25 protein-coding genes and 1 riboswitch are annotated in these 26,820 nt (G+C 71.8%); of the genes, 8 read left to right on the top strand and 17 right to left on the bottom strand.

The features are described 5' to 3' along the window. Window positions 1–65 precede the first annotated feature (65 nt). The 4 genes from CLV68_RS23200 to CLV68_RS23185 all read left to right on the top strand — a co-directional run bounded on the left by CLV68_RS23200 (window position 66) and on the right by CLV68_RS23185 (window position 2,200). Entirely contained in the window at window positions 66–1,016 is a 951-nt protein-coding gene (locus CLV68_RS23200; protein WP_170224547.1) for an SPFH domain-containing protein, read from the top strand. Beyond that, window positions 1,016–1,234, top strand: coding sequence for a type II toxin-antitoxin system antitoxin (locus tag CLV68_RS23195; protein ID WP_121393032.1), 219 nt, complete (start codon window positions 1,016–1,018; stop codon window positions 1,232–1,234). The genes CLV68_RS23200 and CLV68_RS23195 overlap by 1 nt, the downstream gene beginning before the upstream one ends. A gap of 131 nt (window positions 1,235–1,365) precedes the next feature. Further along, the gene (gene rpsT, locus CLV68_RS23190; RefSeq protein ID WP_121393031.1) at window positions 1,366–1,629 is read left to right on the top strand and encodes a 30S ribosomal protein S20; all 264 of its coding nucleotides are present in this window, start codon (window positions 1,366–1,368) and stop codon (window positions 1,627–1,629) included. A 70-nt stretch (window positions 1,630–1,699) separates the two neighbouring features. Next, a complete protein-coding gene (locus CLV68_RS23185; protein WP_246010064.1) occupies window positions 1,700–2,200 on the top strand; it encodes an acyl-CoA thioesterase in 501 nt (166 codons plus the stop codon). Window positions 2,201–2,372: 172 nt separating this feature from the next. On the opposite strand, the gene holA is transcribed toward CLV68_RS23185, so the two are convergent. Beyond that, window positions 2,373–3,350 (bottom strand): DNA polymerase III subunit delta, encoded by a 978-nt coding sequence (gene holA / locus CLV68_RS23180; RefSeq protein ID WP_121393029.1) that lies wholly within the window; start codon window positions 3,348–3,350, stop codon window positions 2,373–2,375. A 131-nt stretch (window positions 3,351–3,481) separates the two neighbouring features. Further along, a riboswitch (SAM riboswitch) is annotated at window positions 3,482–3,613 on the top strand. 11 nt (window positions 3,614–3,624) lie between these two features. On the opposite strand from holA, the gene thrC reads away from it, so the two are divergent. Continuing rightward, window positions 3,625–4,884, top strand: coding sequence for a threonine synthase (gene thrC / locus CLV68_RS23175; protein WP_121393028.1), 1,260 nt, complete (start codon window positions 3,625–3,627; stop codon window positions 4,882–4,884). A gap of 515 nt (window positions 4,885–5,399) precedes the next feature. Here the strand turns inward: thrC and CLV68_RS23170 are convergent. The 8 genes from CLV68_RS23170 to nadD form a co-directional block, all read right to left on the bottom strand. Continuing rightward, entirely contained in the window at window positions 5,400–7,730 is a 2,331-nt protein-coding gene (locus CLV68_RS23170; protein ID WP_121393027.1) for a ComEC/Rec2 family competence protein, read from the bottom strand. Window positions 7,731–7,961: 231 nt separating this feature from the next. Next, the gene (locus tag CLV68_RS34185; RefSeq protein ID WP_170224546.1) at window positions 7,962–8,108 is read right to left on the bottom strand and encodes a hypothetical protein; all 147 of its coding nucleotides are present in this window, start codon (window positions 8,106–8,108) and stop codon (window positions 7,962–7,964) included. Next, window positions 8,105–8,770, bottom strand: a complete 666-nt coding sequence (locus CLV68_RS23165; protein ID WP_121393026.1) for a ComEA family DNA-binding protein — start codon at window positions 8,768–8,770, stop codon at window positions 8,105–8,107. The genes CLV68_RS34185 and CLV68_RS23165 overlap by 4 nt, the downstream gene beginning before the upstream one ends. 88 nt (window positions 8,771–8,858) lie before the next feature. Then, window positions 8,859–9,695, bottom strand: coding sequence for a DegV family protein (locus tag CLV68_RS23160; RefSeq protein ID WP_121393025.1), 837 nt, complete (start codon window positions 9,693–9,695; stop codon window positions 8,859–8,861). Between the two features lie 11 nt (window positions 9,696–9,706). After that, window positions 9,707–10,453, bottom strand: coding sequence for a diglucosylglycerate octanoyltransferase (octT, locus tag CLV68_RS23155; RefSeq protein WP_121393024.1), 747 nt, complete (start codon window positions 10,451–10,453; stop codon window positions 9,707–9,709). Next, on the bottom strand, window positions 10,437–11,051 hold the full coding sequence (locus CLV68_RS23150; RefSeq protein WP_121393023.1) for a histidine phosphatase family protein: 615 nt from the start codon (window positions 11,049–11,051) through the stop codon (window positions 10,437–10,439). Before CLV68_RS23150 ends, octT begins: the two co-directional genes overlap by 17 nt. Beyond that, a complete protein-coding gene (rsfS, locus tag CLV68_RS23145; RefSeq protein WP_121393022.1) occupies window positions 11,048–11,491 on the bottom strand; it encodes a ribosome silencing factor in 444 nt (147 codons plus the stop codon). The genes CLV68_RS23150 and rsfS overlap by 4 nt, the downstream gene beginning before the upstream one ends. Window positions 11,492–11,552: 61 nt before the next feature. Further along, window positions 11,553–12,143: a nicotinate-nucleotide adenylyltransferase gene (gene nadD / locus CLV68_RS23140; protein ID WP_121393021.1), complete on the bottom strand. Its 591-nt coding sequence runs from the start codon at window positions 12,141–12,143 to the stop codon at window positions 11,553–11,555. Between the two features lie 179 nt (window positions 12,144–12,322). On the opposite strand from nadD, the gene CLV68_RS23135 reads away from it, so the two are divergent. Both CLV68_RS23135 and CLV68_RS23130 read left to right on the top strand, forming a co-directional pair. After that, entirely contained in the window at window positions 12,323–13,009 is a 687-nt protein-coding gene (locus CLV68_RS23135) for a nitroreductase family protein (protein WP_121393020.1), read from the top strand. Window positions 13,010–13,203: 194 nt separating this feature from the next. After that, on the top strand, window positions 13,204–15,300 hold the full coding sequence (locus CLV68_RS23130) for a RecQ family ATP-dependent DNA helicase (RefSeq protein ID WP_121393019.1): 2,097 nt from the start codon (window positions 13,204–13,206) through the stop codon (window positions 15,298–15,300). A gap of 192 nt (window positions 15,301–15,492) precedes the next feature. Here the strand turns inward: CLV68_RS23130 and proB are convergent, their stop codons facing one another. From proB to CLV68_RS23100, 6 genes are all read right to left on the bottom strand, one after another. Further along, the gene (gene proB / locus CLV68_RS23125) at window positions 15,493–16,608 is read right to left on the bottom strand and encodes a glutamate 5-kinase (RefSeq protein ID WP_121393018.1); all 1,116 of its coding nucleotides are present in this window, start codon (window positions 16,606–16,608) and stop codon (window positions 15,493–15,495) included. Then, a complete protein-coding gene (obgE, locus tag CLV68_RS23120) occupies window positions 16,605–18,056 on the bottom strand; it encodes a GTPase ObgE (RefSeq protein WP_121393017.1) in 1,452 nt (483 codons plus the stop codon). The genes proB and obgE overlap by 4 nt, the downstream gene beginning before the upstream one ends. Before the next feature lie 93 nt (window positions 18,057–18,149). Next, window positions 18,150–18,410 carry a 50S ribosomal protein L27 gene (gene rpmA / locus CLV68_RS23115; protein WP_121393016.1) on the bottom strand — a complete coding sequence of 87 codons (261 nt, stop codon included), beginning with the start codon at window positions 18,408–18,410 and terminating at the stop codon, window positions 18,150–18,152. Window positions 18,411–18,425: 15 nt separating this feature from the next. Then, window positions 18,426–18,734 carry a 50S ribosomal protein L21 gene (gene rplU / locus CLV68_RS23110; protein WP_092777105.1) on the bottom strand — a complete coding sequence of 103 codons (309 nt, stop codon included), beginning with the start codon at window positions 18,732–18,734 and terminating at the stop codon, window positions 18,426–18,428. Between the two features lie 178 nt (window positions 18,735–18,912). Beyond that, window positions 18,913–21,762 carry a translation initiation factor IF-2 N-terminal domain-containing protein gene (locus CLV68_RS23105; protein ID WP_121393015.1) on the bottom strand — a complete coding sequence of 950 codons (2,850 nt, stop codon included), beginning with the start codon at window positions 21,760–21,762 and terminating at the stop codon, window positions 18,913–18,915. A gap of 185 nt (window positions 21,763–21,947) precedes the next feature. Next, on the bottom strand, window positions 21,948–22,766 hold the full coding sequence (locus CLV68_RS23100) for a TIGR03936 family radical SAM-associated protein (protein WP_121393014.1): 819 nt from the start codon (window positions 22,764–22,766) through the stop codon (window positions 21,948–21,950). 191 nt (window positions 22,767–22,957) lie between these two features. Here CLV68_RS23100 and CLV68_RS23095 point away from each other — a divergent pair, with 191 nt between their 5' ends. After that, complete coding sequence (locus tag CLV68_RS23095) at window positions 22,958–24,397, top strand: S8 family peptidase (protein WP_121393013.1); 1,440 nt, start codon at window positions 22,958–22,960, stop codon at window positions 24,395–24,397. Here CLV68_RS23095 and CLV68_RS23090 read toward each other — a convergent pair. After that, entirely contained in the window at window positions 24,387–24,836 is a 450-nt protein-coding gene (locus CLV68_RS23090) for a GNAT family N-acetyltransferase (RefSeq protein WP_121393012.1), read from the bottom strand. The two genes, CLV68_RS23095 and CLV68_RS23090, sit on opposite strands and share 11 nt — an antisense overlap. Then, window positions 24,833–26,803 (bottom strand): TIGR03960 family B12-binding radical SAM protein, encoded by a 1,971-nt coding sequence (locus CLV68_RS23085; protein ID WP_121393011.1) that lies wholly within the window; start codon window positions 26,801–26,803, stop codon window positions 24,833–24,835. The genes CLV68_RS23090 and CLV68_RS23085 overlap by 4 nt, the downstream gene beginning before the upstream one ends. Window positions 26,804–26,820: the final 17 nt, after the last annotated feature.

The following is a 26,820-nucleotide window of genomic DNA, read 5'->3' as shown; positions in this document are numbered from 1 at the left end:
TGCTGGCGTTCTCCGCGAAAAAGTGATATCACTTTGCTAGAGCTGAGCTAGCCCCTGGAGGACCTGTGAACAGCACCGTCGAGGACTTCGACCGACCGTTGTTGCCCGCGCCGCACGTGCGGGAGAAGCCCGCGTTCGGCGCGGCGGGGTTGCCGATCGCCGCGGGGGCGCTGGTGATCGCGCTCGGCGGACTCGCCCTGGTCGGCGTGGGGGTGGTGGCACTGGGCGGTGAGATCGAGCTGAGCACCGGGGCCGCCGTGGCCGCGCTGGTGTTCGGGGCGTTGATCACGTTGGCCGCCGTGGTCACCACGGGCGGGCTGACGATGGTCGCGCCCGGGGAGGCCAGGGTCGTGCAGTTCCTGGGGCGCTACACGGGGACCGTGCGGCTCGACGGGCTGCGGTGGGTCAACCCGTTCACCACGCGGCGCAAGGTGTCCACCCGGATCCGCAACCACGAGACCGCGGTGATGAAGGTCAACGACGCCGACGGCAGCCCGATCGAGATCGCCGCGGTCGTGGTGTGGCAGGTGCAGGACACCGCGCGGGCGGTGTTCGAGGTGGACGACTTCATCGCCTTCGTCGCGATCCAGACCGAGACCGCGGTCCGGCACATCGCCACCACCTACCCGTACGACGCGCACGACGACGAGCCCGGCCTGTCCCTGCGCGACAACGCCGACGAGATCACCCAGCGGCTCTCGGCCGAGATCGCGGCCAGGGTGGAGGCGGCCGGGGTCGGCGTCATCGAGTCGCGGATCACCCACCTGGCTTACGCGCCGGAGATCGCGGGCGCCATGCTGCGCAGGCAGCAGGCAGGCGCGGTGGTCGCGGCCCGCAAGCGGATCGTGGAGGGGGCGGTGGGGATGGTGGAGCTGGCGCTCGACCGGCTCGCCGCGCGCGAGGTGGTCGACCTGGACGAGGAGCGCAAGGCGGCGATGGTGAGCAACCTGCTGGTGGTGCTGTGCAGCGACCACGAGGCGCACCCGGTGGTCAACGCGGGCTCGCTCTACCACTGATGGCCGAACGCAAGAAGGTCCTCCTGCGGCTGGACCCCGCCGTGCACGACGCGGTGGCCCGGTGGGCGAACGACGAGCTGCGCAGCACCAACGCGCAGATCGAGTTCATGCTCCGCCGCGCCCTCGCCGAGGCCGGGCGGCTGCCGGACGCCGCGGGGGGCCTGCCGAGGCGGGGACGGCCACCCAAGGCCCCCGACGCGGACGAGCCGGAGGGGTGACTGTTAACCTGGCTCGTCGCGCCGTGCGGCACTCCGCCATGGAGGAGACCTGCCCCGGCAGGGCCACCCCGATCGCTCACCGCGGTCGACCAGCGGCGCGCGATCCGGACCAGACCTCGAGGAGCACCACTATGGCGAACATCAAGTCCCAGCTGAAGCGGATCAAGACGAACGAGAAGGCGCGGCTGCGCAACAAGTCCGTCAAGTCCTCGGTCAAGACCGCGATCCGCAAGTTCCGCGAGGCCGCCGACGCCGGTGACCAGGCCAAGGCCCAGGAGCTGCTGGCCGTCGCCAGCCGCAAGCTGGACAAGGCCGCAGGCAAGGGCGTCATCCACACCAACCAGGCCGCCAACAAGAAGTCGGCGATGGCCCAGCGGGTGAACAAGCTCGGCTGAGCCCAGGCTCACACGCGGCGCCGTCCCCTCCCGGGGGCGGCGCCGCTGTCGTATGCGCGAGACTGGCGGCATGGACCCCAAGCCAACGTCGGCCGCGAGGACCTCGCTGTCGCACATCATGACCGTGGTGGACACGAACCTCCTCGGGACAGTCCACGGTGGAGTCATCATGAAGCTGGTCGACGACGTGGCGGGCGCCGTCGCCCAACGCCACTCCGGCGGCCCGGCGGTGACCGCGGCCATGGACGGCATGACCTTCCTGCACCCGGTCCGCGTCGGCGACCTGGTGCACGCGCACGCCCAGGTCAACTGGGCGGGCAAGTCCTCCATGGAGGTCGGCGTCCGCGTCCTGGCCGAGCCCTGGGACCGCGCCGACGTCCCCCAGACCAAGGTCGCCACCGCCTACCTGGTCTTCGTGGCGGTCAACGAGGACGGCACCCCCCGCGCCGTACCCCCCGTCACCCCCGAAACCGAGGAAGACGACCGCCGCCTGCGCGAAGCCGAGATCCGCCGCCAACACCGCCTATCCCGCCGCGACGAGATCCTCGCCAGCCGAGCCCCCAAGCTCTGACCGCAGCCTGTCCACAACCCCCCACACCGTCCACAGCCCGCCACCGCACGCTTCCACCCGCCACCACGCCCCCCATACCCTGGATCTTCGGGGGGTGCTCGGAACAGGGCATGCCCTATTTGGGCTGTCCACTGCGGACAGAGTGAGGGTCGAGGTCCGTTGTGGACGGTGGTCAGTCTTGGCGGTGGGCTTCGGCGAGGCGGAGGACGGCGCGTTCGAGGGCGTAGCCCGCGTCGGCGGCGACGCCCTTCACGTCGGCGTTGACGTCGGCTACGGCGCGCATGGCGGCGGCGAGTCCGGCCGGTTTCCAGCCGCGGGACTGGGCGAGCGCCTTCTTGACCTTCCAGGCGGGCATGCCGAGTTCACCGGCGAGCTTGAACGGGTCGGCCCGGCCCGCGCCCGCCACCCTGGCCACGGTGCGGACGGCGTCGGCGAGCGCGTCGGCGACCAGCACGTGCGGCACCCCCAGCTGCATCGCCCAGCGCAGGGCCTCCATGGCGCCCGCGACGTCCCCGGTGACGGCTTTCTCCGCGACGGCGAAGCCGCTCACGTCGGCCCGCCCCCGGTGGTACCGGCGCACGGCCTCCTCGCTGACGTCCCCCGCCGCGTCGGCCACCAATTGAGCCGCGGCCGCAGCCAGCTCGCGCAGGTCGGAACCGACGGAGTCGATCAGCGCGGCGACCGCCCTCGGGTCGGTCTTGCCCCCGGCGCGGCGGATCTCGTTGCGCACGAACGCCTCGCGCTCGGCGGCCTTGGTGATCTTGGCGCACTCGGTGACGACGGCGCCGGACTTCTTCATCGCGGCGACGATGTCCTTGCCCGCCTTGCGCCCGCCGCCGTTGTGGACCACGGCGAGCACGATCCCGTCGGCAGGCGACTTGGTGTAGTTGATCACCAGTGCGGCGATGTCCTGGGTGGCCTCGTGCACGGCGTCGAGGACGATCACCCTGCCCTCGGCGAACAGCGACGGGCTGACCATCTCCACCAGCTCCGGGCCTGTGAGATCAGCCACCTTGAGCCTGGTCAGGTCGGCCGAGGCGTCGGCCAGCCGCGCGGTCTCGAGGATGGCCCGGACGGCGCGTTCGATGAGCAGTTCCTCTTCTCCCAGCACCAGTTGCAGCGGTGGCGGGAGGACCGAGGGCGAGTTCACGCCCGCGATCCTGCCACGCCCCGCCGACCGGACCCGCCGGGGCACGCCACGGTGTACGGGCTGGCCGAGGTGCCGGGCGGTGCCGTACCGTTGCCGTCACGCACCGGTCAGCCCGGGCGACAACTGAATACCGCTCATCCAGAGGGGCAGAGGGAAACGGCCCGATGAAGCCCCGGCAACCGGCGTACGCGTCACTTCCTCATCGCGAGGAGGCGGACGACCACGGTGCCAATTCCGACCCGCAGCCGCGGGATAGATGAGGAGACACCTCGCGATGACCTCTGTCGACGTCCAGACCAGCACCCTCGACCTCGGCCCCGCCCGGGCCCTGTCCTGTCGTGAGTGCGGCCACCAGATCCCCCTCGCCGCCGAGTTCGCCTGCGCCGAGTGCTTCGGCCCGCTCGAGGTCGCCTACGACTTCGGCACCGTGACCAGGGCCGACATCGAGGCGGGCCCCAAGTCGATCTGGCGCTACAAGGGCCTGCTGCCCGTCCCCGCCGACGTGGAGCGCTTCCCGAACACCGACCCCGGCATGACCCGCCTGGTCAAGGCCGACCGGCTCGCCGCCGCGCTCGGCGTCAAGTCGCTGTGGGTCAAGGACGACACCGGCAACCCGACGCACTCGTTCAAGGACCGCGTGGTCGCCGTCGCCCTCGCCGCGGCCCGCACGCTGGGCTTCAGCGTCCTGGCCTGCCCGTCCACCGGCAACCTCGCCAACGCCGTCGCCGCGGCCGCCGCCCGCGCGGGCTGGGACTCGGTGGTGCTGATCCCGTCGTCGCTGGAGCGCGCGAAGATCCTGACCACCGCGGTCTACGACGGCGCGCTGATCGCCGTCGACGGCAACTACGACGACGTCAACCGGCTGGCCACCGAGCTCGCGGGCGAGCACGAGGACTGGGCGTTCGTGAACGTCAACGTCCGCCCGTACTACGCCGAGGGCTCCAAGACGCTGGGCTACGAGGTCGCCGAGCAGCTCGGTTGGCGCCTGCCCGGCCAGGTCGTGATCCCGGTGGCGTCCGGTTCGCAGCTGACCAAGGTGGACAAGGCGTTCCGCGAGCTCGGTGAGCTGGGCCTGGTCGACCCGACCCCGTACCGGATCTTCGGCGCGCAGGCCACCGGCTGCTCCCCGGTGTCGGCGGCGTTCAAGGCGGGCGCGGACGTGATCCGGCCGGTCAAGCCGGACACCATCGCCCGCTCGCTGGCCATCGGCGCCCCCGCCGACGGCCCGTACGTGCTCGACTCGGTCCGCCGCACCGGCGGCGCCGTCGAGGACGTCACCGACGCCGAGGTGGTCGAGGGCATCCGCCTGCTGGCCCGCACCGAGGGCATCTTCGCCGAGACCGCGGGCGGCGTCACCGTCGCCACCGCGAAGAAGCTCATCGAGACCGGCCAACTCGACCCCGACGCCGACACCGTCCTGCTCATCACCGGCGACGGCCTCAAGACCCTCGACGCCGTCCAGGACCACATCGGCCCGCGCGCCACCATCCCCCCGACCGCCGCCGCCGTCCACGAGGTCCTCAACCGCGGCTGACCGGTCTTTTCCACCCCGGCCTGCCTCTGTCGCAGACGCCAGCGGTTTCCGTGGGTGAGGTGACGCACTCGCCTCACCCACGGAATCCGCACTCGCCCCACCACCGCGCGGCATCAAGCCACACCCCGCACCCACCGCGCCGCCATCACCTCCACGTCGCACGCCACCAAAGCCGTGCCCACGGCGTGTTCAGCGATGCCGTGCTCAGCGACGCCGCGATGCTCGCGGCACCAGGCTGCCCACGGTGGGGCGCCCGCACCCGGCACCCGGCACCCGGTGATGCTCCACCACGCCGCCGCACCGAAGGGAACGCGGCACACCGACTGGGCACTCCCCCACCCACTGGAACACCGCACCCACTGGACGCCGTGCTCACTGGAACGCCGTGCTCACTGGCGGCACACGCAGTGGCGCCACACCTTCTGGTGCCATGCACGGCCTTGCGCTGGCGTCGGTGGCACACGCGGAGTTGGTGGCACACGCGGGATCCCGTGTTGGGAGCGCTCGTCGGGGTGTCAGCGGCGGGACGGGGGTCTGGGGTTGCCTCGGACGACGAGTTCGGGGCCGTTCGGGGTGGGAACCACCGCTGTGTCGCCGGTGCGGTCGGTTCGGGCTATGTGGGTGCCTTGGCGGATGAGGGCGGCCAGGGTCTGTGGGCTGGGGTGGCCGTAGCGGTTTCCCCCGCCCACGCTGACCAGGGCGAGTCTCGCGCCCACCGCGCCCAGGAAATCCGGGGCGGTGTACCGAGAGCCGTGGTGCGGGACCTTGATCACGTCAGCCGTCAGGTCGGTGCGCCCGGTGAGCAGTTCGGCCTGGGCGGCCAGTTCAACATCACCGGTGAGCAGTACCCGGCCTGCCCGGGTGGTCGCGCGCAGCACCACCGAGCGGTTGTTGATCGCCGTGCCGTCGGTCTCGGATCGTTCCTCCTTTCCCTGTGGGGCAAGCACTTCCACCGTCAACCCCGGCCACGCCAGCCGCTGTCCGGCGGTGACGCTGACCAGGGGCACCTTGGCGGCCGCGGTCTGGTCCCTGACCTGCCGCCACGCCCAGTCCGGCGCGCGGCCAGGGCCGACGGCGACCGCGCCGACCGACCGGTCGGCCAGGACGGAGGCCAGTCCGCCCACGTGGTCGGCGTGCAGGTGGCTGAGGACCACCAGCGCCACCTGCCGGACGCCGAGCCGGTCCAGGCATTCCCGCACCGGCGCGGGGTCCGGCCCGGTGTCGACCAGCACCACCCGCCCGCTGTCCTCAGTGGACAGGACGATGGCGTCGCCCTGCCCGACGTCGCACGCCACGACCGCCCACCCCGGCGGTGGCCATCCCGGTGCCAACGCCCGCACCGGGAGCAGCACGACCGCCGTCACCACGACGCCAACGCCCAGGGCGACCCGAGCCGACCGCCACCGCAGGCCGACCACCAGAGCGCCGACCAGCAGGGCGAGTGCGACCCCGCCCCACCACCCGCTGGGCCAGTCGAGCGCGGCGCCGGGCATCCGGGCTGCCCAGCGCCCGACGACCACCAGCCAGTCCACCTCGGGCCCGGCAGCCCGCACGAGCCATTCCGCTGCCCACGGGGCGACGGGCATGACCAGTGCGGCACCGAGACCGAGCACCGTGGCGGGCGCCACGACCGGTGCCACGACCAGGTTGGCCACGACCGCGACCAGGCTGACCTGCCCGCTCATCCCGGCGACGACCGGCGCCGTCACGAGGTGAGCCGCGGCGGGCACCGCGATCGCCGCGGCCAGCAGCCTGGGCACGCGGCGCTGCTCCAGCCGGTCGACCCACCCCGGCACCACGAGCACCAGGGCGGCGGTGGCCAGCACCGACAGCACGAACCCGAAGCTGACCGCCATCGCCGGGTCGACGGTGACGAGCACGATCACCGCGACGGCCAACGCGGGCAACGCCGACCGCTCCCGACCCAGTGCGAGTGCCACCAGCCCGATCGCGCCCATGACCCCGGCCCGCAGGACACTCGGCTCCGGCCCGGCGAGCACGACGTACCCGACCAGCGCGAGCATCGCGGCCACGGCCGACCCCCGCGGCCCGAGCCGAGCCAATCGCGCCAGGAACAGCACGGCGACACAGACCACGGCCAGGTTCGCGCCGCTGACGGCCAACAGGTGCGCCATCCCGGCGGCCTTGAAGTCGTCCTCGACCGAGGGGACCATCCCCTCGGTGTCGCCGACCACCAGCGCGGGCAGCAACCCGGCGGGCTCGTCGTCCAACACCGAGGACGCCTCGCGGAGTCCGTCGCGCAGCGCACGCGCGGCCACCTGCCACGCGGGTGCCTCAGTGACCTGTGTCGGCGGTCCCCGGACCCGCAGCACCGCGACAGTCAGGCTGCCTGGTTCAGCGGTCCCCAACGTTGCGCTGGCCACCAACCGCTGACCGGGCAACAGTTCCGCCCACCGCTCCACCGGCGCGAGCAGCAACACCCGACTGCCCTCGACGGTCGCCGGGATGACGACCGACCGCACCCCGGACGGCATGGCCCCGAATCCACTCGACCGCACCTTCCTCGGTCGTTCAGCCACCTCCACTCGTAGTTCGACAACCGCCGCCCTGGCCGCCTCGACCCGCAACGGATCGTCCGCCGCCTCACGGATCCTCGGCGCCACCGGAACCAGGGCCAGCAATCCGCACACCACGAGCGGCCACCCGGCCCTGACCGCCTCCACCACACGCGTGTGCCGCAGGTGGACGATCCCCGCCACCACAGCGATCCCGCCGACTACCAGCGCCACAGTCCACTGCACCAGCAGCCCACCCAGCCCGGCCAACCACACAGCGATGGCCCCGGGCACCAGCCGCCAGTCCGAACGACCGACATCACCCGCCATCGGATCCCCTGAACCCCATTCCATCCACGGCAAGCCCAGGCACCGGCCGCGAGCCAGGACTGCGGCGACAGGAGCTTGGCCACAGCTCCGTTGACGGCGCACCGGAACGGCGGGCATGCGTGGTGATTCGACGACTCGCGCCAGACGGCACCGAAGTCACCGAGGTGCGGGATGGCTGTCCGGCAACGGGCCTCGGGGCTGGTGGTCCGGCACGGACACGGGCTCTGGGGATCATGGTCTGGTCCCGGTGGTGAGGGCGGCTCCGGTGACGCACGCCAGGACGGTGAGGAGGGCGGCCAAGGACCAGTGGACCACCAGGCCCAGGAAGGCCAGGGTGCCGAGGAGGGCGAGGGTCGTGGTGGTGCCGACCTGGGTCATCGGATGACCACCAGGTCGCGGAGGGTGTCGTAGCGGGCGGGGCCGATGCCGTCCACCTCGCGGAGTTGGTCGACCTTGGTGAAGCGGCCGTGTTTCGCGCGCCAGTCGAGGATGCGTTGGGCGGTGACCGTTCCGACGCCGGGGAGGGTGTCGAGGCGGGCGAGGGTGGCGGTGTTGAGGTTGACCTTGCCGCCTGGTTCCGGGATGTCCTCGCTGACCGGCGGGGCGGGGGCGCCGACGTGGATCTGCTCGCCGTCGACCAGCTTGCGGGCCAGGTTGAGCGGGGTCAGATCGGTCCCGGGCAGTGCTCCCCCACCGGCGCGCAGGGCGTCGTCGACGCGGGCGCCGTCGGGCAAGGTGCGCAGGCCGGGCTCACGCACCTTCCCGACCACGTCGACGACGATCGTGGCCGCCGGTGGCGCTTCGACCGCGGCCGCGGCCAAGGCGGGGGCCGGCTCCCCCGGCGGCGGCGAGCCGGAGAAGGCGAGCACCCCGACGATGGCCGCCGCCGCGACCGCGAGCCCGATGGCCACCGACACCGGGAACCGCCCGCGGCGTGGTTGTTCGGTGTCGGGTTCACCCCGGTCCCAGGGTCGCCCGGCGATCGAGGCGAGTCGGGCGAGTACGGAGTCGATCTGCTTGACGCGCTGTTCGTCTGCCATGAGATCGAAGGTAGGAACCCCGCAGGGGCTGGGGGAAGGCGCGCTCGTCTTCTGTGGACAGTTCGGGGGGTTGTGGACAACTCCGGCGTCAGCGGGAGTCGACGACCACGCCCAGCACGCCCGGCCCGGTGTGCGCGCCGATCACCGCGCCCAATTCGGAGATCACGCAGGTCGCGGCTGGCAGCCGGGCGCTGAGGCGATCCGCGAGGTCCGCCGCTCGGTCCGGGTCGGCGAGGTGGTGCACGGCGATCCGCACCGACGACTCCCCCGCGGCGTCCACAGCGAGGTCGACCAGGCGCCCGACCGCGCGGCTGGTGGTGCGCACCTTTTCCAGCGGCACGATCTGGCCGTCGACGACGTGCAGGATCGGCTTGACCGCCAGCGCCGTCCCCAGCAGTGCCGCCGCCGCGCCGATCCGCCCGCCGCGCCGCAGGTACTCCAGCGTCTCGACGACGAAGAAGCACCGCGTCGCGGCTGCTGCCTCGACGGCCGCGGCCTCCACCGCCGCTCCCCCAGCGCCCGTGGCCGCAACCTCGGCGGCCCGCAGCACGGCGAATCCCAGCCCCATGGCCGTGGTCCTGGAGTCGACGACCCGCACCGCCGTGCCGAACTCCTCGGCGGCCAGCCGGGCGGACTCCCAGGTCCCCGACAACTCGCGCGATAGGTGCACGGAGAGCACACCCTCGGCTCCGGCGTCGAGCATCGCGCGGTAGTTCTCGGCGAACTCAGCCGGGCTCGGCCGGGAGGTCGTGACCATCCGCCGGTCGCGTAGAGCGCTCGCGAGCTGCGTGGGACCTATGTCGATGCCATCACGGCCCTCACGACCGTCCACACGCACCAGCAGTGGGACGACCCGCACCCCGTGCCGGTCTGCCGAGCCCTCCGGCAGGTAGGCGGTGGAGTCGGTGAGGACGGCGAAGGGCACGTGTTGGGAGCCTAGTTGTCCGGGGGCGTGTCCAACAGCGGCGCGAGGTGCTCGGCGAGCGCTGACGCCACCATCCGGTGCCCGTCCCAGCCCCAGTGGATGCCGTCTGGATTGCCGTGACCACGGAGAACGTGCTCCCCGACGACCTCGGCGACGTCGAACGGCACAACGTTGTTCCGATCCGCCCAGTCGCGCATAAGAGCCAGCGTTCGTGACCGGCCAGCGTGCATGTAACCGTAAGCAGGTGCTCGGTGGACCGAGGGCAACATCGCCACTACAGGCAGGTCCGGCCGCAGTGCTCGAACAGCGACCACGATGTCGTTGAGGTAGCGGACGGTCAGTTCCGCCGGTAGCGCCACCGGCCATCCGCCTGTCGCACGAGACGCCCACGGCTGGACGGCCAGGTATGCCTTACGGACGTGTCGGCGCAACCAGTCGGGACGCAGGTATCGGATGCCTTGGCGCAGGTAGGTCGGTAGCGGCGAGGGAAGCGTGTCCATCCCACCGACCGCTAGCACCAACACGTCGATGTCGGGCATGTGCGTCCACACGCGAGGGTCGCCGACCAGGGACCAATAGGCGTCACGCGCGGTCCAGCCGAAGCTTGCGAACAGCTCCGCGCGCCCGTTGACGGCGGAAGCGGCGAGGTTGGGCCAGAGACGGGCGTCATCCGCCGGGTGGGGGCCATCGGGACCGTGGAAGCTCAGCGAGTCGCCGAACACCAGGACGGTCCGGGGCGCGCTACCCGGTGATGCCAACGTTGTACGCGATCAGGCGCCAGGCGAGACCGCTGGTCTCACGGCGGGCCAGGACCGTCCAGTGGCAGTTCGAGATGCCGCCGAGCTGCCACCAGTTGCCCACCGGGAGCTCCAGCAGGCTGCCTGCCAGCGCCGTGATGAGGCCACCGTGCGCGCACAGCACCGCTGTCTCGTCGGTGCCCTCGTCGAGCCCCGCGACCACCTCGGTCGCCCTGGCGGCCACCTCGACCCGGGACTCGCCACCGGGCGGGGTCCAGGTCGCGTCGGTCTGCCACTCCGCGCGACCGCCCGGCCACTCCTGGTCGATCTCGGCGCCGGTCTTGCCCTGCCAGAGGCCCAGGTTGGTCTCGCGCAAACGCTTGTCGAACCGCAGCGGGACCCCGACCGCCTCGCTGAACACGGTGGCGGTGTCGGTGGCCCTGCGCAGGTCGGAGGCCACGATGACGTCCGGGGAGAACCGCGCGAGCGCGGGTACCGCGAACCGGGCCTGGTTACGGCCGACCTCGGTGAGGTTCGAGTCGATGTGGCCCTGCATCCGGCCCGAGGCGTTGTAGTCCGTCTCGCCGTGGCGCCAGAGCACGAGCCTGCGCAGGGTCACTCGACGTCCGCGCGGGTCTTGTCGCCGTCCTCGATCACACCCGAAGGCTCGGTCACGGCCGACTCCTCGGTGACGTCCGACGGGCCCGCCTCGAACTCGACGCGCGGGCAGTCCTTCCACAGCCGCTCCAGGCCGTAGAACGAGCGCTCCTCGTCGTGCTGGACGTGCACCACGACGTCGACGAAGTCGAGCAGCACCCAGCGGCCCTCGCGGGCGCCCTCGCGGCGCACCGGCTTGGAGCCCGCCTGGCGCAGCCGCTCCTCGACCTCCTCGACGATCGCGCCGACCTGCCGTTCGTTGGCGGCCGAGGCGATCACGAAGCAGTCGGTGATGACGAGCTGGTCGGAGACGTCCAGCACGATCACGTCGGTGGCCTTCTTGTCGGCCGCCGCTCCAGCCGCGACCAGTGCCAGTTCGCGTGCCTCGTGCGTCGCTGCCACGTCACTCCTCGTTCAGATATCCCAGGGGCTAACCCGTCGAGGATACCGGGTGAGGTACCGGTCAGTTCTCGGCGGCGTAGAGGCGGCGCTTGGAGATGTACTGGACCACCCCGTCAGGCACCAGATACCAGACCGGGAGACCCGATCCGACCCGCGTGCGGCAGTCGGTGGAGGAGATGGCCAGGGCCGGGACCTCGACCAGGCTCACGGTCCCGGACGGCAGGTGCACGTCGGCCAGGCTGTAACCGGGGCGGGTGACGCCAACGAAGTGCGCCAGGGTGAACAGCTCCTCGGCGCGGTGCCACGACAGGATCTGTTCGAGTGCGTCGGCACCGGTGATGAAGAACAGCTCAGCGTCGGGGTGCTGCGCGCGGAGGTCACGGAGGGTGTCGACCGTGTAGGTCACGCCGGTGCGGTCGATGTCGACCCGGCTCACCGAGAACCTGGGGTTCGACGCCGTTGCCACTACCGTCATCAGGTAGCGGTCCTCAGCGGCACTGACCCCCTTGCCGTCTTTCTGCCAGGGCACCCCGGTGGGGACGAACACGACCTCGTCGAGGTCGAACCGGGCCTGCACCTCACTCGCCGCCACCAGGTGACCGTGGTGCACGGGGTCGAAGGTGCCGCCCATGATGCCAATCCGGCGCGCCATGTCCGGAGCCTACGGCCGCGCCCGGCCACCGTCCTGACATGCGGCGACGGGTATGAGCAACATCATGCGCACCCCGCGTGGCGGTCGACTTCCGAACGCCACCGTTCGGGTCATGACATGGACCCTATGACCGGATCGGTATGACCGTGTGTGGCCACCGGACCGGGAGACTGCCGAGCATGGCTTGGATACCGATCCACGATCAGCCGTATGACCCCGTGCCCTACCGGCCGGCGAAGGTCACCGCGGCGGAGTCGCTGCAGGCGGCTGCTGATCTACGCGCGAAGATGGACCAACGCAGGACCGTGCGCGCGTTCTCCACGGATGCGGTTCCCGAGCAGGTCGTTGTGGACGCTATAGCCGTTGCGGCTACCGCGCCCTCTGGCGCCCACCAACAGCCGTGGACGTTCGTCCTGGTCACCGACCCCGAGGTCCGCGCGCGGATCCGGGAGGCGGCGGAGACCGAGGAGCAGATCTCCTACGCGGGCAGGCTCGGCGAGGAGTGGCTCTCGGCGTTGCGTCCACTGGGGACCGACCAGAACAAGCCGCACCTGACCGACGCGCCGTTCCTGATCGTGGTCTTCGAGCAGCGGTACTACCTCGACGAAGAGGGCGAGCAGCACAAGCACTACTACGTCGACGAGTCGGTGGGCATCGCCGTCGGCATGCTGCTGACCGCGTTGCACCTGTCGGGGCTGGCGGCGCTGACACACACACCGAGCCCGATGAAGTTCCTGTCCGAGGTGCTGGGCAGGCCCAAGAACGAGAAGGCGTTCGCGGTGATCCCGGTCGGTTACCCGGCCGACGACGCCACGGTCCCCAGGCTGATCCGCAAGGACCTCGACCAGGTCATGGTCAAGATCTGAGGTCCCCGGGTCCGATGACTCCGGCGGAAAGCTGCCGCTTCGCCCGCCGGGGACGCCGGTCACCATGACCGGGGACCCGCCACACGCGGATGGTGCGCGTCCGCGCGCGGCGGGTCCATCCCCAACCCCCGAGTTGTCCACAGCTCACCGGCACCGGCTCGACGCCCCTTGACGAGGCGCTGTATCCATGTGATGTGGACGACAACGCATTGCGGGAATCGGCGGAAGAACGGCTGCGCGCCCTGGCAGGGCCCGGGGCGAGCCTGCGCGACGACCAGTGGACAGCCATCGAGGCACTGGTCGCGCGGCGCCGTCGCGCGTTAGTGGTGCAGCGCACCGGCTGGGGCAAGTCCGCTGTGTACTTCGTCGCGACCGCGCTGCTGCGCGAACTCGGCGAGGGCCCCACGGTGATCGTGTCCCCGCTGCTCGCCCTGATGCGCAACCAGGTCGAGGCGGCAGCACGGGCCGGGGTGCGCGCGGCGACGATCAACTCGTCGAACGCCGAGGAGTGGGACCGGGTGCAGGAGGCGGTCGCCCAGGGCGAGGTCGACGTGCTCCTGGTCAGCCCGGAGCGGTTGAACAACCCGGACTTCCGCGACTCGGTGCTGCCCGGGCTGACCGCGTCGGCCGGGATGCTGGTCGTCGACGAGGCGCACTGCATCTCCGACTGGGGCCACGACTTCCGGCCGGACTACCGTCGCCTTCGGACACTCCTGGGTGAACTCCGCCCCGGGGTGCCGGTCCTGGCGACGACCGCGACCGCCAACGACCGGGTGGTGCGCGATGTGGCGCACCAGTTGGGGCTCGGCACCGAGGACGCGCTCGTCCTGCGCGGCGCCCTGGACCGGGAAAGCCTGCGGTTGGGGGTGCTGCGGCTGCCGACGCCGCAGGCCAGGTGGGCGTGGCTGGCGGAGAACCTGGGCAAGTTGACCGGGTCCGGCATCATCTACACGCTGACCGTCGCCGCGGCGGAGGAACTGGCGTCGTTCCTGCGGGAACGCGGGTACGAGGTGGCGTCCTACACCGGCCGGACGGACACCACCGACCGGCTCCGCGCCGAGGACGACCTGCTCGGGAACCGGGTCAAGGCGCTGGTCGCGACCTCCGCGCTCGGCATGGGGTTCGACAAGCCGGACCTGGGGTTCGTGGTGCACGTCGGGGCGCCGCAGTCACCCATCGCGTACTACCAGCAGATCGGGCGTGCTGGTCGTGGTGTGCGGCGGGCGGACGTGGTGCTGTTGCCCGGGACCGAGGACAAGGACATCTGGTCGTACTTCGCCTCGCTGGCCTTCCCGCCGGAGCACTTCGTCCGGCAGGTGCTCGCGGCGCTGGCCGAGGCGGGGCGGCCGCTATCGACGATGGCGCTGGAGCCGCGGGTCGACCTGTCGCGCGGGCGACTGGAGATGGTGCTGAAGGTCCTGGACGTCGACGGCGCGGTCCGGCGGGTCCGCGGCGGGTGGGAGCACACCGGCGAGGCGTGGGAGTACGACGCCGAGCGGTACGAGCGGATCGCGGGCGCGCGCAAGGCCGAGCAGGACGCGATCCTGGCCTACCAGGAGACGACCGGCTGCCGGATGGAGTTCCTGCTCCGCCAACTCGACGACCCGCACGCCGCGCCCTGCCGCCGGTGCGACAACTGCGCGGGCGCGCAGTGGTCCGCGGTGGTGTCGGCCGAGGAGATGGCCGTGGCACAAGAGAAATTACGTCGGCCCGGGGTCGAGGTCACGCCCAAGAAAGCCTGGCCGACCGCGATGGCAACCCTCGGCGTCGCGCTCACGGGGAAGATACCGGCGGGCAGGCTAGCCGAACCGGGCCGCGCGCTGGGGCGGTTGACCGACATCGGGTGGGGCAACCGGCTGCGGGACCTGTTCGCGTCCACAGAGGACGGAGAGGTCCCGGCGGACGTGGTCGACGCCTGCGTGAAGGTGTTGACCGCGTGGGGATGGGCGGAGCGACCGGCGGGCGTGGTCACCGTCGGCTCGACCCGCCGCCCCCGGTTGGTGTCCAGCTTCGGCGCCGCCATCGCGTCGATCGGGCGGCTGCCGGTGTTGGGCGAGGTGACCGTGGGGGCGTCGGCTCCCCGGGCCAACAGCGCGCACCGGTTGGCGTGGCTGTGGAACTCGATGTCGGTGGGAGAGGAGCTGGGAGAACGGATCCGCGAGACCCCTGGCCCGCTCCTGCTGATCGACGACCGCGTCGACACCGGCTGGACCATGACCGTCGGCAGCGCCCTCCTCCGCGACGCGGGCGCCGCCGCGGTCCTGCCGTTCGCCTTGGCCACCACCAGTTGAGGCTCACGGATCAACCCTCGACAACGCAGCTATCCGCGAGAGAAAGGAGAGTTCACCCGACGGGAGTCGGAGACAACTGAATCGCCTGACGCCCTCGGTCGACGCAGGCCGCTGGCGAACCGGGCCATGCCGACCCGCTGTCCGATCCAGATGCCCGTGACCACCTCTCCGGAAGGGGATCAGCCCCGCCGGTCAGGTGGTGCGGGTGAGGGGCACCAAGTCGTCGGCGTGGACCACTTCGCGGCGGCGGTCGGCGGGGAGGGGTGGGGATGGGTGGCCGATGAGGGCGGGGAGTTCGGCGGCGTCGAAGTTGGTGATGCCTCGGGCGATCACCTTGCCGGTGAGGGTGGCCAGTTCGACTACGTCGCCTGCCTGGAAGTCGCCCTTGACGGTGGTGATGCCGGGGGCCAGGAGGGAGCGGCGGCGGTCGACGACGGCGGCTACTGCGCCGTCGTCGAGGGTGAGGGTGCCGGTGGCGTCAGCGGCGTAGGCGAGCCAGAAGCGGCGGGAGGTGAGGCGGCGGCCAGTGGGGGCGAAGGCGGTGCCCACGTCAGCGGGGCCCAGAGCCTGGGGCGCGTCGGAGGCGGCGGCCAGCAGAACGGGAACGCCTGCGGCGGCAGCCAAGCGGGCGGCGGCCAGTTTCGAGGCCATACCGCCGGTTCCGAGGCCGGAGGCACCGACCGCGCCCGCGCGCACACCCTCCACATCGGACTCGCCTGCCACCTCGGCGATCCGGCGAGCCGCGCCGAGCCGGGGGTCGCCGTCATAAAGGGCGTCCACATCGGACAGGAGAACCAGGGCGTCCGCGCCGATGAGGTGGGCCACCAGCGCCGCGAGGCGGTCGTTGTCGCCGAAGCGGATCTCCTCGGTGGCAACGGTGTCGTTCTCGTTGACCACCGGAACAGCGCCCAGGGCCAGCAGACGGGTCAGGGTGCGCTGCGCGTTGCGGTAGTGCGAGCGGCGCACGATGTCGTCCGCGGTCAGCAAGACCTGGCCAACCCGCAACGAGTACCGACCGAACGAGGCCACATAAGCGTGGCCAAGGGCGATCTGCCCCACACTGGCCGCGGCCTGCTGGGTCGCCAGGTCACGCGGGCGCCGGGCCAACCCCAACGGGGCCAACCCGGCCGCGATGGCACCGGAGGACACCAGGACGACCTGGCTCCCGGCGTCCCGGCGAGCGGCGACCGCGTCGACCAGGGCGTCGAGCCTGGCCGGGTCGAGGCCGCCCTCGGCCGTGGTCAGCGACGACGAGCCGACCTTCACCACGACCAGCCGGGCACCGGCGACCGCGGCGCGGGCGCTCACTCCTCGTCCTCGTCGAGCAACTCCTCGAACGGCGTGCGGCGCAGGACCTTCTGGGCCTTGCGCTCGGGGGCGCCCACGCGGGTCGGGCGGTCCAGGCGCGGGTCGTCGCCCCGGTTGTGCATCATCACCGCGACACCAGCCGGGGTGGACGGCTCCCAGTCGAACGTGACGCCGCCGACGGTGACCGGGCAGCCGGGCACCGCGCCCGCCTTCGCCAGCGCTTCCTCGACGCCCAGGCGGGCCAGCCGGTCGGCGAGGTAGCCGACGGCCTCGGTGTTGTTGAAGTCGGTCTGCCGGACCCAGCGGTCGGGTCGGTCGCCGCGGACGATGAAGCCGGTGTCGTCGGCGGGGTCCTGGACGATGGTGAAGCCCGCGTCGTCGACGGCGGTGGGCCGCAGCACGATCCGGGTGGCTTCCGGCGCGGGCTTGCTCGCCCGGTCGTCCTCGATGACCTTGGCCAGCGCGAAGCTCAGCTCGCGCAGCCCGGCCCGGCTCACCGTGGAGATCTCGAACACCGGCAGCCCGCGCGCCTCGATCTCCGGGCGCACCAGCTCGGCCAGCTCGCGCGCCTCGGGCACGTCGATCTTGTTCAGCACGACCAGCCGGGGCCGGTCGGCGAGCGTGCCGCCCAGCGCGGGCGTGTAGCGGGCCAGTTCTTCTTCCAGCGCGTCGATGTCCGACAGCGGGTCGCGGTCGGCCTCGTAGGTGGCGCAGTCGACCACGTGCACCAGCACGGCGCAGCGCTCGATGTGGCGCAGGAAGTCCAGCCCCAGCCCCTTGCCCTGGCTGGCGCCCGGGATCAGGCCGGGCACGTCGGCGATCGTGTATACCGAGTCCCCCGCGGTGACCACGCCCAGGTTCGGCACGAGCGTGGTGAACGGGTAGTCGGCGATCTTCGGCTTGGCCGAGGACAGCACGGCGATCAGCGACGACTTGCCAGCCGAGGGGAAGCCGAGCAGCCCGGCGTCGGCGACGGAGCGCAGTTCGAGGACCAGGTCGCGGGTCTCACCCGGCTCGCCGAGCAGCGCGAACCCGGGCGCCCGCCTGGCCTTGGACGACAGCGCGGCGTTGCCGAGCCCGCCGCGACCACCGCGGGCGGCGATGAACCGGGTGCCGTGACCGACGAGGTCGACCACGATCTCGCCGTCCTCGTCGAGCACCACGGTGCCGTCCGGGACGCGCAGCTCCAGGTCCTCACCGGTCGCGCCGTCGCGGTTGGCGCCCTGGCCCTGCTTGCCGCTGGCCGCGTCCGCGTGCGGGCGGAAGTGGAAGTCGAGCAGGGTGTGCACGTTGCTGTCGACGACGAGCACGACGTCGCCGCCGTTGCCGCCGTCGCCGCCGTCCGGGCCACCGAGCGGCTTGAACTTCTCGCGGTGCACCGAGGCGCAGCCGTTGCCGCCACTGCCAGCGGCGACGTGGATGACGACCCGGTCGACGAAACGGGACACCTGGGGGTACTTCCTCTCACAAACGGACGAGGGGCGAGCCGGAGTGTGTCCAGCCCGCCCCTCGTCTCAAGGGTCTTGCGTCGTCCGCGGGGCTCAGGCCGCCTCGACCGGGACGATGTTGACGGTCTTGCGGCCACGCTTGCTGCCGAACTGGACCGAACCGGCGGAAAGCGCGAAGAGGGTGTCGTCCTTGCCGCGGCCGACGTTCACACCGGGGTGGAACTTGGTGCCGCGCTGGCGGATCAGGATCTCGCCGGACTTGACGACCTGGCCGCCGTAGCGCTTCACGCCGAGGTACTGGGCGTTCGAGTCGCGTCCGTTGCGGGAGCTGGACGCACCTTTCTTGTGTGCCATGGCTGCTCAGGTCCTCTACTTGGTGATGCCGGTGACCTCGACGCGGGTCAGCTTCTGACGGTGACCCTGCCGCTTGTGGTACCCGGTCTTGTTCTTGAACTTGTGGATCCGGATCTTGGGGCCCTTGGTCTGCTCGACGACCTTGCCGGTCACCGAGACCTTCGCCAGGGCGTCCAGATCCGTGGTGACGTCGGTGCCGTCGACGACGAGCACCGCGGCGAGGTTGAGCTCGGTGCCCGGCGCGCCCTCGAGCTTCTCGACCTCGACGACGTCGCCGACAGCCACCTTGTACTGCTTGCCGCCGGTCTTGACGATCGCGTACATCGGGACGGAAGTCTCCTGCTACTAGACGGTGGGGGTCCTACGCGCCCTTATCCACCGCAGACCGGATCGGGCTTCGCACGACACAGCCCACCGAGCGGCGGGCCATGAGACAGGTTACGTGCCTGCTGGAAGAGGGGTCAAACCGGGGTGGGTTTACCCCCGGTTCGACCCCTCGTCATCAGCTCTCCTGCGCCACGTCGACCGGGGGTCCGGCCGGGCGGGACGCGGCCCTGCGGGCGACCCGGCGCCGCGGCGGGACCACGGCGGCGACCGGCTCGGCCGCCTGCGGTTCCGGCTGGGTCTCGCGGGGCTGCGACGCCGAACGCACCTCGGCGGCGGACGCGGACACCGCGGGCTCCGGCTCGGCGCGGACCGGCTCCGGCGGCGACCACGGCGCGGCCGGGGCAGCGGCGGGCTCGGACTCGGTGACCGGGGCAGCCGCGCCCTGGGCCCTGCTGGCCGACCTGCGCCTGCGCCTGCTGGTCGGGGCTTCCTCCACCGGGACGACCGGCGCGACCGCGGCGTCGGGTTCCACGACGGGCGTGGGCTCCTCGACCTGGGCGTGCGGGCGGGACCCGTTGGAGGTGTGCTCGACCGGGTGCTCGTCGTGCTTGGTGGTGGCCTTGGCGATGTCGCGCACGGCCACCTTGGCGGCCTCGTCGCGGGACTGCTCGCCGCCACCGCCGCGGTTGCGGTTGCGCCTGCCGCCGCCCTGGGTCTTCTCGGCGACCGGGGCGGGTGCGGACTGCTGTGGCGGCTGCTGCTGGCCGCTCGGGTTGGCCGGGGCCCGCACCGTCGGCTCCGTGGTGACGACCACACCGCGGCCCTTGCAGTGCTCGCAGGTGGTGCTGAACGCCTCGAGCAGACCGGTGCCGACCCGCTTGCGGGTCATCTGCACCAGGCCGAGCGAGGTGACCTCGGCGACCTGGTGGCGGGTCCGGTCGCGGCCGAGGCACTCGGTGAGCCTGCGCAGCACCAGGTCCCGGTTGGACTCCAGCACCATGTCGATGAAGTCGATCACGATGATGCCGCCGATGTCGCGCAGCCGCAGCTGGCGGACGATCTCCTCGGCCGACTCCAGGTTGTTGCGGGTGACCGTCTCCTCGAGGTTGCCGCCCGACCCGGTGAACTTGCCGGTGTTGACGTCGATGACGGTCATCGCCTCGGTGCGGTCGATCACCAGGTAGCCGCCCGACGGCAGCCAGACCTTGCGGTCGAGCGCCTTGAGCAGCTGCTCGTCGACCCGGTGGGTGGCGAAGACGTCGGCGACGCCGACATGCTTGCGGACCCGGTCGAGCAGCTCGGGGGCGACGTGGCGGACGTAGGCGTCGATGGTCTCCCAGGCGATGTCGCCCTGCACGACCAGCGAGGTGAAGTCCTCGGTGAACAGGTCGCGCACGACCTTGACCAGCAGGTCGGGCTCCTCGTAGAGCAGCACGGGTGCGCTGGTGCGCTTGCCGCCGTTGCCACCCGACTTCTCCTTGATGACCTGCCACTGGGCCTGCAGGCGGCGCACGTCGCGGCCGAGCTCCTCCTCGCTGATGCCCTCCGAGGCGGTGCGGATGATCACACCGGCGTCCTCGGGGACGATCCGCTTGAGCAGGTCCTTGAGCCTGCGCCGCTCGTTCTCGGGCAGCTTGCGGGAGATGCCGGTCGCGCCGCCGCCCGGCACGTACACCAGGAAGCGGCCGGGGAGGCTGATCTGGGTGGTCAGCCGGGCGCCCTTGTGCCCGACCGGGTCCTTGGTGACCTGGACCAGCACGCTGTCGCCGGTGGACAGCGCCTGCTCGATCTTGCGGGCCTTGCCCTCGAGCCCGGCCGCGTCCCAGTCGACCTCACCGGCGTAGAGCACGGCGTTGCGGCCGCGGCCGATGTCGACGAAGGCGGCCTCCATGCTGGGCAGCACGTTCTGCACGCGGCCCAGGTAGACGTTGCCGACCAGCGAGCCGGTGCCGAACGAGGTGACGAAGTGCTCGACGAGCACGCCGTCCTCGAGGACGCCGATCTGGGTGCGGTCGCCGTGCTCGCGCACGACCATGGCGCGGTCGACGGCCTCGCGGCGGGCCAGGAACTCGGCCTCGGACAGGATCGGGGCGCGCCTGCGGCCCGCCTCCCTGCCGTCCCTGCGGCGCTGCCGCTTGGCCTCGAGCCTGGTCGAGCCGCGCACGCTGCGCACCTCGTCGCGGGCGATCTCGCCGCGGTTGTCGTCGCGGGCGTCGCGGGTGTCCCTGGGGTCGCGCGCCTCGCGGGTCTCGCGGACGTGGACGACCGTGTTGGGCGGGTCGTCGCCCGCGTCGGCGCTGTCGTCGTCGCCACCCTTGCGGCGGCGGCGCCTGCGGCGGCGGCGGTTACCACCGTCACCCGCGTCGGACTGGTCGTCGTCGGCCTCGGGCTCCTCCTGGGGCTCCTCGGCGGCGGGGGTCTCGTCCTCGCCCTGCTCGCCCGCCTCGTCAGCGGCGCCCTTGCCCCGGCCGCGACCACGGCGACCACGGCGGCGGCGACGGCCGGAGCCGCCGTCCTCGTCGTCGTCGTTCAGGTCGTGGTCGGGCTGCTCGGGCTCGACGACCTCGGCCTCGACCGGCTCGGGCTCCGCGACCACCGGCTGGGCGGGCGCGGGCCGGGCGACGGGGGGCTCCGGCGGCAGGAACAGCGGCGACGCCGAGGCGAACACCGGCGTGGGGGGGATGCGGCGGCGCTTGGGCTCGACCGGTTCGTCGACGACGACCGGCTCCGGCTCAGGCTCGGGTTCGGGCTCCCGCGGCTCGTCAGCGGCGTGCTCCGGCGCCAACAGCGCCCTGGCGACCCGCTCCGCGGTGTCCTTGGACACGCTCGACTGCGCGCCCCGCACCGCCTCGCCGAGCCCCTCCAGGGCCGCGATGACGTCCTTGCTGCTCACCTCGAGCAGCTTGGCCAGCGCGTGCACGCGGACCTTGGCTGGTACCTGGGCCAGCAACTCGGCCACGGCCTGGTCGCTGGGTGTGGTGGTAGCCCCGCCGGCACTTCCGGCAGGGGTGGACATATCCGACATGTAGCTCCTCCGCCCCCGGGCGCGTCGTCCAGACGCGAGCCGCTCAGGGGCCTAGTTGTCATTCCACCGCGCTGGGGCGGCGGGAATCCTCGCCTGTACACCGCCGCGGCGTGGTCGTCACCGACCACGGCCCGCCTGCGGCAGGTCGTTCGACGGCGGTAGAGGCGCTCCGATTCCCCGATGGACTACCCGAGGCCCGCCTGCCTGTCGAGGGCCAGCGGGTCGGACAGGCCGCCATCGTCGTCAAGCCGCCCCTGGGCCAACCGGGTCGCCTTCGCGGGGACCGGTGGTTCCAGAGCGGCGACGACACGCAGCGCGCTCAGTACGTCGTCGGGTCGAACGGCAGGTGTTGTTTGCCGGACGACCACACGCAGTATCCCACACGAACGCTCCGGGTAGGACATGTCGACGCCCACACGGCTCGGCGCGTCGTCATCAATAGGGGTGTCCTCGGTCTCCGAGACCCCACCGGCCCCTGGGGACCCGAGAGCGTCGAACGACTCCACCGGGCCCTCCAGCACCACGGCCCTGACGACCGCGGGCCGCGCGTCGATGAGCCGCCTGCCGTCCTTGGTGAGCCGCTCCACCTCGACGTGCTCGGTGGCCAGCAACTGCTCGACCGCGCCGCGCAGGTCCGCTGGGGCGACGCCGGGCAGCTCGATGCGCCAGTCACTGGCCTCCATCCGCTCGGCGAGCCCACCTGGGCCCGCCTCGACGGCCTCCAGCACGTCGAGCCCGGGGGCGAGGGCGGCGTCGAGCACCTGCGCGAGCCTGGCCGGGTCGACCCGCTCGACGAGCGAGACCTCGACGTACTCCGCCTCGCTGGCCACCCCGGTGGGCGCGGCGCCGATCCAGGAGATCTTCGGGTGCGGGTTGAAACCCTGCGAGTAGGCCATCGGCACGCCCGCGCGGCGCAGCGCCCGCTCGAACGCCCTGGCCACGTCTCGGTGGGAGGTGAAGCGGAGCCTGCCCCGCTTGGCGTAGCGGAGCCGGATCTTCTGCACCGGCGGCGCCGAGGGGTTGGGCTGGTCCTGGCGGCTCAGGATTACTCCTTCTGGTGGTCTGGTGGTGCTCCGGTGGTGAGCCCACCACCGTTGGTGGCACCGTACCGGGAGCGCCAATTCGGCTCGCGAGCTTGTTTCCCACTCGGGGGCCGGCTAGCGTCCGCACCGAGTGGACAACCCGCGCCGAGGGAATGCACTGGAGGTCGCCCGTGCCTCTGCTCCGCCTGACCAAGGCGGCAGCGGTCAGCGCCGTGATGGTCGCGGCAGCACTCGCCGTCCCCCTCATCGCCGACGGGGAACCCCTGGAGGACGGCTCGCTGCCCTGCCACCCGACGGGCGCGCAGTCGCGCTACCTGGTCCTGTTCACCGAGGGCACCAGCCCCGAGGGCGCCTCCCACGAGATGACGTTGGCTTGTGGGTCGACGGTTGCCTACTACCCGGAAATCGCCGTCGGGGTGGCCACCTCGGGTGACCCGAGGTTCGCCGAGCGGATCGGCAGGGACCGGGCGTTCAGCACCGAGGCGGTCGAGGCGGCGTCCGGGCGGCACGGCAGGCAATCGGCCCCGGTCACGACCGGCGGCGGGGACGACACGGCCGTGGACCGCTCCGGCGAGCAGTGGGACATGGATCTCATCAAGGCGGGCGAGGCGCACGCGCTGTCGACGGGCAGCGGGGACGTGCTGGTCGGCGTGCTCGACTCGGGCATCGACGCGACGCACCCCGACCTGGCGCACGCGGTCGACGCAAGCAAGTCAGCCGGGTGCGTGAGCGGCAAGGCGGATCAGAGCCCCCAGGCGTGGGCCCCGACGACGTCGGTGCACGGCACGCACGTGGCAGGGATCATCGCGGCGGCCGACGACGGCCTGGGGATCACCGGTGTGGCGCCCGGGGTGCGGCTGGCCTCGGTGAAGGTGGTCGACGACGACGGGACGGTGCGGCCGGAGTCGGTGGTGTGCGGGCTGATGTGGGCCGCGGCCAACGGCATGGCGGTCGCCAACAACAGCTACTTCGTGGATCCGTGGCCGCTGACCTGCGACCGGGGCGAGGAGCACGTGGTCTTCGAGGCGGTCCGGCGGGCGGCGGACCACGCGACCAGCCGGGGTGTGCTCACGGTGGCCGCGGCGTCGAACGAGGAGCGTGACCTGGCGTCGCCGAGCGGGCAGACGGCCGGGCCGGGCGGGCAGTGGCGGACGCTCGACAGCAGCTGCCGGGTGTTGCCCGCGGGGCTGCGCGGGGTGGTCGCGGTGTCGGCGGTCGGCCCTGATCGGGTGAAAGCCGGGTACAGCGCGTACGGGCTCGGGGTGATCGACGTGACCGCACCGGGTGGTGAGCAGTCATCCGGTCGGTGCGTCCTGTCGACGGTGCCGGGTGGGTACGCGCAGGTGTGCGGGACGTCGATGGCGGCGCCGCACGTGTCCGGGGTGGCCGCGTTGCTGGCCTCCACGCACCCGGGGGCGTCGCCGCAGCAGTTGATGCGGCTGCTGACCTCGCAGGCGACCAGCATCGCCTGTCCGACGGACTACGACCTCGACGGCGCGGGCGGGCAGGACGCGTACTGCTCGGGGTACGCGCCGTTCAACAGCTTCTACGGGCACGGCATGGTCGACGCTCTCGCCGCCGTTACTCCGTAGCGAACACGCGCAGCATCAACGAGTCCGCGGGGCTTAACCCGGCGCGTTCGTAGAACGGGATCGCGCGCTCGGACGGAGTCAGCACGACGCGGGGGTATCCGAGGTCCTCGGCGTGTCGCAGCAACGCGGCGATCAACGCGGCCCCTACGCCAGCGTTGCGGTGCTCGGGTAAGACGAAGAAGTTGCTGAGGTAGCCCCAGGCACCGCCTCTTATCCCCGGCTTGGGCATGCGGGTAACCTCGACCAGACAGCAGAACCCGACCGGCTTGTCGTCGATCTCGGCGAGCCAGAACTCCCGGTAGGACCGCTCCCGTTCCCACCATCGGGCGAACTCGGCCTCGAACCCCGGATCGGGTACCGGCCCGTCCTCCTCGCCCGCCCGGCGGCGCAACAAGGCCACCGACACCATGTCGGCGTCGGTGGCCTTGCGGACGATCACGGGGCCGACAGGACCGGGTTGCGCACCGGGGAGCCGACGCCGACCGGGCTGATCGGCAGCAGTTTGCGCCCGGTGGGGCCGATCTCGATGTCGGTGCCCATCGCGGGGCAGACACCGCAGTCGAAGCACGGGGTCCACCGGCAGTCGTCCTGCTCGCGCTCGTCGAGGGCGTCCTGCCAGTCGTCCCACAGCCAGTTCTTCTCCAAGCCGGAGTCCAGGTGGTCCCAGGGCAGGACCTCTTCCTCGGTCCGCTCCCTGGTGGTGAACCAGTCCAGCGACACCCCGAGCGGCTCCAACTCGGCCGCGGCGGCGGTGGTCCAGCGCTCGTAGGAGAAGTGCTCGCTCCAGCCGTCGAACCGGCCGCCCGCGCGCCACACGGCCTCGATGACCTTGCCGACGCGCCGGTCGCCGCGCGAGAGCAAGCCTTCGATGATGCTGGGCTTGCCGTCGTGGTACCGCATACCGATGTTGCGGCCGATGCTGCGGTCGCGGTCGGAGTTGACCGCCTCGCGCAGCTTGCGCAGCCGGGAGTCGACGGTGTCGGGGTCGCACTGCGCGGCCCACTGGAACGGGGTGTGCGGCTTGGGCACGAACCCGCCGATGGAGACGGTGCAGCGGATGTCCTTGCGGCCGCTGGCGACCCGACCGGCGCGGATGACGTTCTTGGCCATCTCGGCGATCTGCAGCACGTCGTCGTCGGTCTCGGTGGGCAGCCCGCACATGAAGTAGAGCTTCACCTGCCGCCAGCCCTGCGCGTACGCGGCGCTGACGGTCTTGATGAGGTCCTCCTCGGACACCATCTTGTTGATGACCTTGCGGATGCGCTCGCTGCCGCCCTCGGGGGCGAAGGTCAGCCCGGAGCGGCGGCCGTTGCGGGAGAGCTCGTTGGCCAGGTCGATGTTGAACGCGTCGACCCGGGTGCTGGGCAGCGACAGGCCGGTGTTGGTGCCCTCGTAGCGGTCGGCGAGCTGCTTGGTGATCTCGCCGATCTCGGAGTGGTCGGCGCTGGAGAGGCTGAGCAGGCCGACCTCCTCGAAGCCGCTGGCCTCCAGGCCGGTCTGGATCATCGCGCCGATGCCCTCGATGGACCGCTCGCGCACCGGGCGGGTGATCATGCCCGCCTGGCAGAACCGGCAGCCCCGGGTGCAGCCGCGGAAGATCTCGACGCTCATCCGCTCGTGCACGCTCTCCGCGAGCGGCACCAGCGGCTTCTTCGGGTAGGGCCACGCGTCGAGGTCCATGGTGGTGCGCTTGGCGATGGTCTCGGGCACTCGCGGCCGGTTAGGGCCAACGGTGTCGATGTGGCCATCGGGGCGGTAGGTGAAGTCGTAGAAGCGCGGGACGTAGACGCCGCCGGTCTCGGCCATGCGGGTCAGCAGCTCGTCGCGCCCGCCGGGGCGGCCCTCGGCCTTCCAGGCGCGGATGATGTCCGAGATCTCGATGACGGCTTCCTCGCCGTCGCCGAGCACCGCGGCGTCGATGTAGTCGGCGATGGGCTCCGGGTTGAACGCGGAGTGGCCACCGGCGAGCACGACCGGGTGGTCCTCGGTGCGGTCGGCGGCCAGCAGCGGGATCCCGGCCAGGTCGAGCGCGGTGAGCATGTTCGTGTAGCCCAGCTCGGTGGAGAAGCTGACGCCGAGCATGTCGAAGGCGCCGAGCGGGCGGTGACCGTCCACGGTGAACTGCGGGACGCCGTGCTCCCGCATGAGCTTCTCCAGGTCCGGCCACACCGCGTAGGTGCGCTCGGCGAGCACGTCGGCGATCTCGTTGAGCACCTCGTAGAGGATCATGACGCCCTGGTTGGGCAGCCCGACCTCGTAGGCGTCCGGGTACATCAGCGCCCACCGCACGGTGGTGCTGTCCCACTCCTTGACGGTGGCGTTCAGCTCCCCGCCGACGTACTGGACCGGCTTGGACACCCTGGGCAGCAGCGGCTCGAGTTGGGGGAAGACCGATTGGACGCTCACAGCGAACCAGGGTAACC

It is taken from the genome of Actinokineospora cianjurensis (assembly GCF_003663795.1).
In the GTDB taxonomy this organism is placed as follows: domain Bacteria; phylum Actinomycetota; class Actinomycetes; order Mycobacteriales; family Pseudonocardiaceae; genus Actinokineospora; species Actinokineospora terrae.
Note: the sequence above shows the minus strand (reverse complement) of the source record. Positions and strands in the feature narration are given on the sequence as shown.

Excerpts from the sequence above, each read along its gene's own strand:
- CLV68_RS23195 (WP_121393032.1), top strand. The coding sequence starts at position 1,016 with ATGGCCGAACGCAAGAAGGTCCTCCTGCGGCTGGACCCCGCCGTGCAC.
- rpsT (WP_121393031.1), top strand. The coding sequence starts at position 1,366 with ATGGCGAACATCAAGTCCCAGCTGAAGCGGATCAAGACGAACGAGAAG.
- CLV68_RS23185 (WP_246010064.1), top strand. The coding sequence starts at position 1,700 with ATGGACCCCAAGCCAACGTCGGCCGCGAGGACCTCGCTGTCGCACATC.
- thrC (WP_121393028.1), top strand. The coding sequence starts at position 3,625 with ATGACCTCTGTCGACGTCCAGACCAGCACCCTCGACCTCGGCCCCGCC.
- CLV68_RS23170 (WP_121393027.1), bottom strand. The coding sequence starts at position 7,730 with ATGGCGGGTGATGTCGGTCGTTCGGACTGGCGGCTGGTGCCCGGGGCC.
- CLV68_RS34185 (WP_170224546.1), bottom strand. The coding sequence starts at position 8,108 with ATGACCCAGGTCGGCACCACCACGACCCTCGCCCTCCTCGGCACCCTG.
- CLV68_RS23165 (WP_121393026.1), bottom strand. The coding sequence starts at position 8,770 with ATGGCAGACGAACAGCGCGTCAAGCAGATCGACTCCGTACTCGCCCGA.
- nadD (WP_121393021.1), bottom strand. The coding sequence starts at position 12,143 with ATGGCGCGCCGGATTGGCATCATGGGCGGCACCTTCGACCCCGTGCAC.
- CLV68_RS23135 (WP_121393020.1), top strand. The coding sequence starts at position 12,323 with ATGGCTTGGATACCGATCCACGATCAGCCGTATGACCCCGTGCCCTAC.
- rpmA (WP_121393016.1), bottom strand. The coding sequence starts at position 18,410 with ATGGCACACAAGAAAGGTGCGTCCAGCTCCCGCAACGGACGCGACTCG.
- rplU (WP_092777105.1), bottom strand. The coding sequence starts at position 18,734 with ATGTACGCGATCGTCAAGACCGGCGGCAAGCAGTACAAGGTGGCTGTC.
- CLV68_RS23105 (WP_121393015.1), bottom strand. The coding sequence starts at position 21,762 with ATGTCGGATATGTCCACCCCTGCCGGAAGTGCCGGCGGGGCTACCACC.
- CLV68_RS23095 (WP_121393013.1), top strand. The coding sequence starts at position 22,958 with ATGCACTGGAGGTCGCCCGTGCCTCTGCTCCGCCTGACCAAGGCGGCA.